The 10,000-nt window shown below is 45.7% G+C and carries 6 protein-coding genes; 2 read left to right on the top strand and 4 right to left on the bottom strand.

All coding sequences use genetic code 11. From position 1 onward, the window contains the following. The first annotated feature begins 108 nt into the window (after nt 1–108). On the top strand, nt 109–2,862 hold the full coding sequence (locus LDL40_RS02585) for an insulinase family protein (protein WP_300993508.1): 2,754 nt from the start codon (nt 109–111) through the stop codon (nt 2,860–2,862). Nucleotides 2,863–2,916: 54 nt separating this feature from the next. Further along, a complete protein-coding gene (locus LDL40_RS02580) occupies nt 2,917–5,154 on the top strand; it encodes a bifunctional diguanylate cyclase/phosphodiesterase (RefSeq protein ID WP_300993505.1) in 2,238 nt (745 codons plus the stop codon). Nucleotides 5,155–5,264: 110 nt separating this feature from the next. On the opposite strand, the gene maoP is transcribed toward LDL40_RS02580, so the two are convergent. The 4 genes from maoP to LDL40_RS02560 form a co-directional block, all read right to left on the bottom strand. Next, nucleotides 5,265–5,612 (bottom strand): DUF413 domain-containing protein, encoded by a 348-nt coding sequence (gene maoP, locus LDL40_RS02575; protein WP_300993501.1) that lies wholly within the window; start codon nt 5,610–5,612, stop codon nt 5,265–5,267. 237 nt (nt 5,613–5,849) lie between these two features. Next, the gene (locus tag LDL40_RS02570) at nt 5,850–6,041 is read right to left on the bottom strand and encodes a hypothetical protein (protein WP_300993499.1); all 192 of its coding nucleotides are present in this window, start codon (nt 6,039–6,041) and stop codon (nt 5,850–5,852) included. A 226-nt stretch (nt 6,042–6,267) separates the two neighbouring features. Then, nucleotides 6,268–8,343, bottom strand: coding sequence for a S9 family peptidase (locus LDL40_RS02565; RefSeq protein ID WP_300993497.1), 2,076 nt, complete (start codon nt 8,341–8,343; stop codon nt 6,268–6,270). Between the two features lie 200 nt (nt 8,344–8,543). After that, nucleotides 8,544–10,000: 3-hydroxyacyl-CoA dehydrogenase NAD-binding domain-containing protein (locus tag LDL40_RS02560; protein ID WP_300993494.1), on the bottom strand; the 1,457-nt coding region annotated here is incomplete at its 5' end.

The following is a 10,000-nucleotide window of genomic DNA, read 5'->3' as shown; positions in this document are numbered from 1 at the left end:
ATAAAGCATAAAATTGCGTTACTATATTCCTAATCGCTATGATGAACCCTCGCATTCGGTATTTTCAGGGTTCCCGTCACGAGGCATAAATTGAAAAAAAGCCAGTTAATGCAAAGCCCTAATGATAAGCGTCAGTACTTGGCACTGACTTTGTCCAACGATCTGCCTGTGCTTTTAGTGCATCAGCAAGACGCAGAAAAAAGCGCAGCAGCCCTAACCGTCAATGTTGGACATTTTGATGATCCGGCAGAACGACAAGGCTTGGCCCACTTTCTCGAGCACATGCTGTTTTTGGGTACAAAAAAATATCCGGACGCGGGCGAGTATCAGCATTTTATCAATCATCACGGTGGCAGCCACAATGCCTGGACCGGCACCGAGCATAGCAGTTTCTTCTTTGACATAGATACAGACTACTTCGAGCAGGCGCTGGACAGGTTTGCCGATATGTTCAAAGCCCCTTTGTTTCACACCGATTATATTGAAAAAGAGCGTCAGGCTATCGAAGCTGAATTTTCATTAAAACTGAAAGACGACAGCAGACGTATTTATCAGGTGCATAAAGAGACAGTAAACCCTGCCCATCCTTTTGCTAAATTTTCGGTAGGTAACTTACTGACATTGTGCGACACACCTGAACAAAGCCTGCAGCAAGCAGTGCAAGAGTTTTTTGACAGCCATTATGGCGCTCGTCGTATGACCTTGTGTTTGGTGTCGCCTTTGCCTTTACCACAACTTGAACAGCTGGTGCATCAACATTTTTCTGGTTTGCCTAATCATGTCTGTGCCAAGGCGCCTTTATCTGAACCTCTTTATTTAGCTGAGCACCAGGCTCTGCAGCTTGATATAGCTCCGCATAAGTTCAGCCAGCGATTGGTCGCGAGTTTTGCTTTACCAGACATCCAGCCCTGGTATAAATACAAACTAATTTCTTTCTTAGCACATTTACTTGGTGATGAAGGCGCAGGTTCATTACTGGCTTTCTTAAAGGACAAAGGTTGGGTTAATCAGTTAAGCGCTGGTGGCGGTATAGATGGCAGCAACTACAAGGACTTTACTTTATCTTTTGAGCTGACCGAGCAAGGAATTTTCGCTAAAGAACAGATTTTGGAAGCCATGTTTGGTCAACTGCAATTGCTGCGTCAATCGCCATTTCCAGAGCATTTGTTTTTAGAGCGCCAGCGTCTGGTGCAATGGAGCTATCTGTATCAGGAGCCCAGCACAGCATTACAAGGCGCCTGTGACTTGTCGGTCAATATGCAACACTACCCTGTCGACGATTATGTCTATGGCGATTACCGAATGGATCTGCCGCCGCAGCAGCTGTACCGGGACTTGTTGGCTCATTTCCGCCCCGACAATATGAGAGTGATGTTTATTGCGCCAGACATTAGGGCCAACAGAGAGGCGCGCTGGTATCAGACACCTTATAGCGTACAGCCGCTGGACCAGCGTCAAATGGACTCCTATCTGCAGGCCAAAGTGCCTTCAGGTAACCATTTGCCTCAGAGTAACCCCTATCTGGTTACAGAACTGAATTTACTGGCTGATACTGATCATATGGCAAAACCTAAGTTGCTGGTACAAGAGCCCGGGCTAAAGCTATGGTTTAAAGCCGACACTGACTTTAAAACTCCGAAAGGCCATATCTTTGTCCAACTGAATTTACCCAACTGCATCCAGTCTGTCGCGCAGATGGCCTGCAGCCGCTTGTGGTTAGAGCTATTTCAGGATCAGATCAACGAAAATTTTTACGCCGCAACAACAGCGGGTTTAACTTATCATTTGCATGTACAGCACAACGGCATTAGTTTGCATAGCAGTGGCCTCGCTGGCAATCAGATTAAATTAGTAGCAGATTTACTGACTGAAATGGTCTGCTGTCAGTTTGATCAACAGCGTTTTGACGAAATTAAACGTCAGTTGATAAGGCATTGGCAAAACCATAGCAAAAACAAACCTGTCTCTAAGCTGTTTAGTCAGTTGTCCTCTTTATTACAGCCTTTGAATCCTGATATCGATCAGTTAGCTGCTGCATTACAGCAACAAAGCTACGACGAATTTATTCAGTTTCACCAAGAGTTATTACAGCATGTGCATCTGGACGCTTTTATGGTAGGGAACTGGCGCGCCTCAGATGCTGCTGAGTTAAGCCAGACGTTAAAACTTTGGCTTAAGGATCAGTACCAAGGCGAAGCCTTGCCACGGCAACGATATAACACTGAAGGTATAGGCCCTGTGTGGGTTAAAGTTGCAGTGGAACATAGCGACCAGGCTCTGGTTATTTATTTGCCGTCCAGGCAAAAAAAACCTGCGGATATGGCGCTTTTTATGCTCGCTAATCATTTACTCTCGCCGGAATATTTCCATGTGCTGCGTACCGAACAGCAGTTAGGTTATTTGGTCGGTACTGGTTATGTGCCCATGAACCTTTTACCTGGTATAGCCTTTTATATTCAAAGTCCAAGCGCCTCATGCGCCGAGTTATATCAGGCTACTTTGGCTTTTTACAAAAACTTCCTGGCCGAGCTGGAAGAGTTGGACGACGATGAGTTCGTCCAAATGAAACAAGGCCTGGCAACCCAAATTAAAGAACGCGATAGCAGTTTAGGAGCAAGAGCTAAGCGTTTATGGCTGGCAATTGGTCAGGGTGATCATCAGTTTGATTTAAATGAGCAGATAGAAAAGGCGCTGGAACAACTCAATCTGAAAGATTTTATCGCATTTTTTTATCAGTTACTGGCCCCTGACTATGATGCCATTTTTCTTGCGACAGGAGATAAACCTGCTCACAGTCATTTAACTGAGCAAAACCCGTTCAATTTATTGGAGAAATTGCCTTTATTATCGGAATGGCTTTGACAGTACCGATAACATTGGGTACCGTAAATTGACATCCATAAAAAAAGCCTGACCGTGCGCCTGATTCCTGTATTATCGCTGCAATTTGCTGTTGTACTGGCTGTGCCTTTGCCTGCGTTCGCCGCAGGCTGGGAACAGTTACAGCCTTATGTGCTTACGGTCATCTCTGCCCTTTCTATAGTTGCCCTGACGCTGGCTCATTTAAGCATAGTGCGGATGCGGCGTTATCAGTCCAAACTGGAACAAAGTGAAGAACGATTGCGCTTGTCCTTATGGGGAAGTGGTGACGAATTATGGGATTGGGATATGCAGGCTGGGCAACTGTACCGCTCCAGCTCCTGGCATCAGCCATTGGAGAAGCCGGGCGACAGTCAACAGTTTCCGCCGAATCGGTCTGAGATCCACCCGCAAGACGTTGAGCGGGTCACCAGTGCACTGCAACAGCACATGCATGGCATGACACCTATTTTTGAAGCCAGTTACCGTATCAAAGCCGCTAACGGCCAATGGATTTGGGTACTGGATCGCGGCAAAGTAGTGCAGTTGAACGAACAAGGCCAGGCTATTCGTATGACTGGTACTTTAAAAAATATTCAGCAGCTCAAAGAAACCGAAGAACGTTTGAGCTTATTTGCCCGCTGTCTGGACAATATCTCCGATGCAGTTATGGTCTGCGATACGCATTTTACTTTACTGGAAGTAAACCCTGCCTTTGTCAGCATGACAGGCAAAAGCCGTGATTCAGTGTTGCATACCGTATTTGAACTCACGCTCTACCCCGCCCGCTTTTTACATGAGATTCGCCAGGCCTTATTAGAGCAAGGCTATTGGGCTGGTGAAATAGAAGACAAGAGACAAAACGGTGAACTTTACCAGGCCGAATTGAGCTTTGACGTCATCAAAGATGAGCAGGGGCAAGTGCAACAGTTCGTTGGTGTTGTCTCAGATATCAGCGAGCGGAAAAAACGTGAGGCTGAGCTCAATCGGCTGGCTGATACCGACACCCTGACAGGTTTACCAAACAGGGCCCGCTTTTCCAGCCACTTAAGCCAGTTGGTCCGTGAACAAGTTGAGCATGCGCTGTTAGTCTTCGATTTAGACAATTTCAAAAAAATTAACGACTCACTGGGGCATGAACTCGGCGACACCTTGTTGTGTAAGCTGTCCGAGCGGTTGAGCCTCTTTACCCGCTTTAAAGCCAAACTTTATCGTCTGGGTGGCGATGAGTTTGCCGTAGTGCTGGAGAATACCAACGATATTCACAGCATCACCAGCCTGGCTAAAGATTTACTGAAACAGATTAACCTGCCGTTTTTTATCGAACAACATGAGTTGGCGATCACCAGCAGTATTGGCATAGTACTTTATCCGGAAGATGGCAATGACCCGCAAGCATTGCTCCGTAACGCCGATACCGCTATGTATCATGCTAAAAATGAAGGTGCCAACCGCTACCTGTTTTTTAACGACTCCATGAACAAGCTGGCGGTTAAACGATTGCAGGTAGAAAACCTGATCCGCCATGGTTTGAAAGAAGATTACTTTACGGTGTTTTATCAGCCGAAGATGGACATAGTCACAGGTCAACTTGTAGGGATGGAAGCTCTGGTACGTTTTATTACACCAAAAAAAGGCTTAATCAGCCCTGCTTCTTTTATTCCAGTCGCTGAAGAGACAGGTCAAATTCTTGAAATTGGTGAAGTGGTACTGCAAAAGACCTGTGAAGACGTGAAACGCTGGATAGATATGGGGCTGTTTCATGGCCGTGTTGCGGTCAACTTATCCGCCAAACAATTTATGCTGCCGTTTTTGTGTGAGCAGATAGATGACATACTGCAGCGCTCTGAGCTGCCCTCTTATCATCTGGAATTAGAAATCACCGAAGGCACAGTAATGCAATCGCCAACCTTGGCAATAGATACTATGAAAAAGCTTAGAGCCCGTGGCATCCATTTAGCAATGGATGACTTTGGTACAGGCTATTCATCTTTAGCTTATTTAAAACAGTTCCCACTGAACACATTAAAAATCGACAAAGCCTTTATTGACGATATGAACACAGCCCGAGGCCGCAATATGGTGGACACTATAGTGACCATAGCACACAACCTGAATCTGACGGTGGTGGCTGAAGGGGTTGAGCAGGCAGAACAATTGCAACAGCTCAAGCAGCTGCGTTGTGAGATTATTCAGGGCTATTTCTACAGTAAGCCATTGTCGGCTCATGACTTTGGTTTGTTCTTAAAACAACAGAAACAACAAAAACCTAAACTGACAGCTGTACCAAGTTGATTCTTTGTGGTCAGTACAGCAGCCGTATTGATGACACCAAATAAAAAAGGCTGCTTAAATCCAATGCCCTGCACCGGATTTAAACAGCCCTTTTGTCCATATATTAGGTTTTAGTCTGCGTCGTTATCTACAAAAGAGAAATCTTCGCCACCGTCTGCAATACGCTTTTTACCGAATACGGTATGGAACTTGCGTTTCTCCTGCAAACGTTGCTTGTACTTCAACCAGACTTTTTCATACTGGCTGATGGCTTCCTGTTCACCTTTGCAAACAGCGACAAAACGTTGTTCTTCTTCATTGACTGGCTGGCGTGTGCCTGCTTCCAGTTCCTGCATGGCATTGCCATGTTTTTCCAGCAGATTACCCTCTGCCAGAGTAAAGCGCCCGGACCTGGTGAATCCCTTTGGGAAATTCTGGTCATCGAAAAAGCGACGATTAGCGACAAAACTTTGCTGCATCACTTTTTTCCTCTAATTTTGTTGTATCTACAGCTATCCGAATCAAACTGTGCGCAGTATGGTAAACAAAATCAGACTCGTCAAACAAAAATTTTGCTTTGTCAAAAGAAATGATTTTGCAATGCCTCTGAAGCTGCATTTTGTTCAGAAAACAATCGCAACCGTTTGACGAATAACCATTTTAGCTCGTCAAAAGTGCAAATTTTGATACGTAGATATGAAAGTACAGGATCAGTGTCAGAAGAAGTTCGAAAAGCGACCAAAAGCACGACGCAACGTCAGCCTTTTGTGATTGTGAAATAAAGGAAGCACCAAAGGACCTAAACATAAAGCCACTAAAGCCCAGCGTTTCTCGGCCATACCAGCACGCAAAGCGGCAATATAGACACTGATACTGCTCAAACAAAAAACACTCAGGATAAGAACCACACAACACTCCTGCTTTGCACGTTTGCTTAAAAAAACCGCAGCACTATACCAGACAGTCAAAGTGGAAGTTGAGAAAAATACAGCTAAATGCGACGAATGTTTAAATTCTGGCTAAAAAAATGGAAAAGACGCTGCCGTCAAAAACAGCGTCTTCAATTCAAACTCTGACTAAGAAGCTGGTGTCGCCGGCAACAACGACAAAATAAAGGCGTATTCGTCTGCAATTTCAATCATGCGGGAAAAAACGCCCTGATTTGCCGCCATGGCCAGCTTCCATATTGGTACGGAACAATAAAGGCTGCTGGTCCGTTTTTAGGGTACGCAGCTTAGCGACCCATTTCGCGGGCTCAAAATACTGCACTTGCGAGTCATGCAAGCCTGTAGTAACTAACATGGCTGGATAAGCCTGCTTTTTCACCTGATCGTAAGGTGAATACGACAACATATAATCGTAATAGACTTTTTGTTTTGGGTTGCCCCACTCGTCAAACTCGTTGGTGGTCAGTGGAATAGACTCATCCAGCATAGTAGTGACGACATCAACAAAAGGCACATGAGCCACCAGACCACGGTATTTCTCCGGTGCCATATTGGCAATAGCCCCCATCAATAAGCCACCTGCGCTGCCGCCCATCGCAAAGACCTTATCTTTCGCTGCGTATTTTTCCGCCACCAGATAATCAGTCACGTCAATAAAGTCGGTAAATGTATTGATTTTATTCAGTAATTTACCGTTTTCATACCAGCTGCGGCCCATTTCCTGGCCACCACGAATATGAGCTATGGCGTAGACAAAACCACGATCCACTAAAGACAAGACTGTGCTTCGAAAGGATGGGGAGCTGGATATACCGTAAGAGCCATAAGCATATTGGTATAAAGGCGCAGTACCATCTTTTCTCAGTCCTTTTTTATACAACAGGCTGACTGGGATCTGAGTACCATCTTTGGCCTTAGCCCAAACCCGCTCTGTCTGATAGTTGCTTTTATCAAAACCACCTAAAACCTCTTGTTGTTTCAATAAACGCTTTTCACCTGTCTTCATATGCATTTCATACACAGAAGGCGGAGTCGTCAGGGAGGTATAGCTGTAGCGCAGCCATTGGCTGTTTTGCTCTGGGTTGTTGTCAGTTTTCGCCACATAAGCCGCTTCGTCGGACTCTACATACTGGGCTTTGCTTAAATCAGACCATGGCATCAAACGCACTCTGTCCAGACCATTGCTGCGTTCGTTAATCACCAAATAGTCGGTAAAAAGTTGGAAGGAATCAATAAACACATCAGGATTGTGCGCCAATAATGGCTGCCAGCGACTACGATCCCCAATCTGGTCATCGTTAACAGTCATCAGACGATAGTTAGGTGCATCCCAGTCGGTCATAATGACCCAACGGTTGTCTATATGCTCCACTTCATATTTAAAATCGCGCTGACGTGGCGCTATCGCAGTAAATTTGCCTTTTTTATCGTCAGATTTCAGCACCAGCATTTCATTGGATACTGTGCTGCCCAACCAAATCACGACGAACTTATCGTCAGCGCTGTTGCCAACGCCCATATAAAAGCTGCTGTCTTTTTCTTCATACAGCACTTCATCTTTGGCTACTGCTTGTCCAAGCGTATGACGACGAACTTTAGTGCCTAATAAAGTTTGCGGATCTTTTTCAATATAAAATAACTGACTGTTATCAGCTGACCAGGCAATAGAAGCTTCAGCACCAGTAATAGTTGTAGGTAAGTCTTTGCCTGTGCGCAGATCCCGTACTTTGATGTTGTAGTTACGGCGGCCAGTGGTGTCTGCAGCATAAGCCAGCAACTGCTGGTTAGGGCTCACCTGATAGTTACCTATCTGATAAAAATCCTTGCCTTTGGCCAGCTCATTGACGTTCAGCATCACCTGTTCAGCGCCACCGACTCTGGGCTTGCGGGCATAAATCGGATACTCCTTACCTTGCTCATAGCGGGTGTAATAGGAATAGTCGCCTTTGATCACAGGCACAGTACTGTCGTCCTGTTTCACCCGGCCAATAATTTCATCGGCCAGAGTTTTACTCAACTTTTTGTACTGGTCGGCATACTGCTGGTAATACTGGTTTTCAGCGTTCAGGTAAGCCAATACGTCAGGCGCCAGCCGCTTATCGTCGCGCAACCAATAATAAGGGTCTTGCCTGTCGCCATGTTCTGATTGCACTACATAAGGTTTAACAGGCGCTACAGGCGCAGATGAAGGCATGGCGGCCATAAGATTCAGGCTGGTCAGCATAGCAACTCCATAACCAAGAATTCGTACCGGATTGGACATGTTGTTCTCTCTATTATGTGCTTGGATTTTATTGAAAAAAACAACAAAACGTTAACACAACAAAAAGGTAACAACCAGAATCTGAGATAGTTTATACAACCAATAAGATGTAACAAAACAACACAAAGCTAAAATACTGCTGGCACAGAAAACAAAAAAGGCTTCTGTACTCAGAAGCCTTTTTGATATCAGACCATCAGTCAATAAAAGGTCGTATTTTGTTCTGCTTTTTCCAGCAACAGCTTGCTTGGGGCAAAACGCGCACCAAAACGGCTCTCAAAGCTGCGCAGATGCGCTACCAGAGTTGCGGCCCCCATCTGATCGATATAGCGGAACGGGCCGCCTAAGAACGGCGGGAAGCCGATACCGAAGATGGCGCCTATGTCACCGTCACGGGCACTGCTGATAATGCCTTCTTCTAAGCAGCGCACTGCTTCGTTCAGCATTTGCACCACACAGCGCAGCGCTATTTGATCGCCGCTTAATTTAGCTACCGGGTTTAAACCAAGCACGCTATAGACTGAAGCATCGACCTGCTTTTTACCTTTGGCTTTGGCGCCGTACAGGTAAAAACCTTTTTCAGTTTTACGCCCCTTTCGGCCATCCGCCAATAAGCGGTCAAAAGCAGCTGGTGCAGTAAAACGCTCACCTAATTCATTCAGTAAAATGGGCGATATTTTAGCGCCTACGTCTATGCCCACTTCATCCAGTAAAGTAATAGGACCGACAGGGAAACCAAATTTCACCAGCGCTTTATCCAGTGCTTCAACAGGTTCGCCTTCGAGCAGAATATTAGCCGCTTCATTCATATAAAGCGCCAGAATACGGTTGACGTAAAAACCTGCGCCATCTTTCACAACTATAGGCGTCTTGCCTTGCTTACGGGCAAAAGCCACAGTAGTTGCAATGGTTTCAGCCGACGTCTTTTCATGGGCTATCACTTCGACCAATGGCATTTTATCCACAGGAGAGAAATAATGCAGACCAATGACATTTTCAGGGCGAGCCGCTTTGGCTGCTATTTGCCCTATTGGCAATGAACTGGTGTTGCTGGCAAAGACCGTATGTGCTGAACAATTGGCTTCGATATCAGCGACCATCTGCTGTTTTAAATTTAAATCTTCAAACACAGCTTCGACCACTAAGTCCACATCGTGGAAACCGCTGTAGTCTGTGGTGCCTGTCAGTAATGACATTTGCTTTTGCACTTCAGTCTTAGTGACAAAACGTTTGCGCAGCTTTTTCTCCAGCAGGCTGTAGCTGTATTTCATTGCATTGGAAATACCCTGCTGGCTGATATCTTTGATCCGCACCGGCACACCAGCTTTGGTGGCTGTGACATTGGCGATACCGCCGCCCATCAAGCCGCCCCCTAAAATAGCGGCTTTTTGCACTTTACGCGGTTGAACATCCCCTGCCCCCGTCTCTTTTTTCATTTGAGTGGTAGCAAAAAATAACGAACGTAAAGCTTTAGACTCGCTGGTCATGCAAAGCTCACCAAAAGCTTTGGCTTCCACATCCAGGCCTTTATTAAAACCACCGTCCACACCAGCTTTAATGGCTTTGAGGATCTTCAGCGGTGCCGGATAATTACCATGAGTCTTGGCTAAGGTTTGTTTTTCTGCCTGACTAAACACAATAGCCCGGCCAAAAGGTG

It is taken from the genome of Rheinheimera sp., from assembly GCF_020217005.1.
GTDB lineage: Bacteria > Pseudomonadota > Gammaproteobacteria > Enterobacterales > Alteromonadaceae > Pararheinheimera.
The sequence above is the reverse complement of the archived record's forward strand: the minus strand, read 5'-3'. Positions and strand labels throughout refer to the sequence as shown.